The following is a 620-nucleotide window of genomic DNA, read 5'->3' on the forward strand; positions in this document are numbered from 1 at the left end:
GGGCTGGGTCGGGATGCCGACGTCTGCCTGGTCGATCCGCGGGACGACTCGGTGACGTTACGCCCCCTGGCCGCGGGCGGCGGCGCGATGTACCCGCCGGTGCGACTGGAACCGGCTGGCCTGGCCTACGACGCCACCATGGCGCCGATGGGTTGCGTCCCGGCCGATCTCGACGAGGACTCCGACATCGACGTCCTCGTCTACTACTGGGGACGCTCCCCGGCGGTGTTCCTCAACACCGGCGGCCCGCGCCCCGAGGGACAGCCCGGGCCGTTCCGCGCTGTCGAGCTGATCGAGCCGATGCAGGTGTGGAACTCCACCAACCTCAACATCGGTGATGTCGACGGTGACGGTCACCTGGATGTGTTGGTGGGGAACTACTTTCCCGATGGGGCCAGGGTGTTGGACACCACGGCCGCCGTCGATTCCCGGATGAGGATGCAGGACTCGATGGGGCTGGCACGCAACGCCGGTGTCAACCGCCTCTTGTTGACCAGGCCGACCGGACAGCCGGACACCAGGCCCGCGCTCACCGACGTCAGCCCCGCGCTGTCGGATGTGGCGGCCCGTTCCTGGACACTCGCGCTGGGCTTGCAGGACCTGACCGGGGACGGCCTCCC

Annotated in this window: 1 protein-coding gene; it reads left to right on the top strand. The window is 69.4% G+C overall.

What is annotated here, in order from left to right; all coding sequences use genetic code 11:
* Positions 1–620: FG-GAP repeat domain-containing protein (locus tag IEY55_RS31795; RefSeq protein WP_189062287.1), on the top strand; the 620-nt coding region annotated here is incomplete at both ends.

It is taken from the genome of Longimycelium tulufanense (genome assembly GCF_014645795.1).
Taxonomy (GTDB): domain Bacteria; phylum Actinomycetota; class Actinomycetes; order Mycobacteriales; family Pseudonocardiaceae; genus Longimycelium; species Longimycelium tulufanense.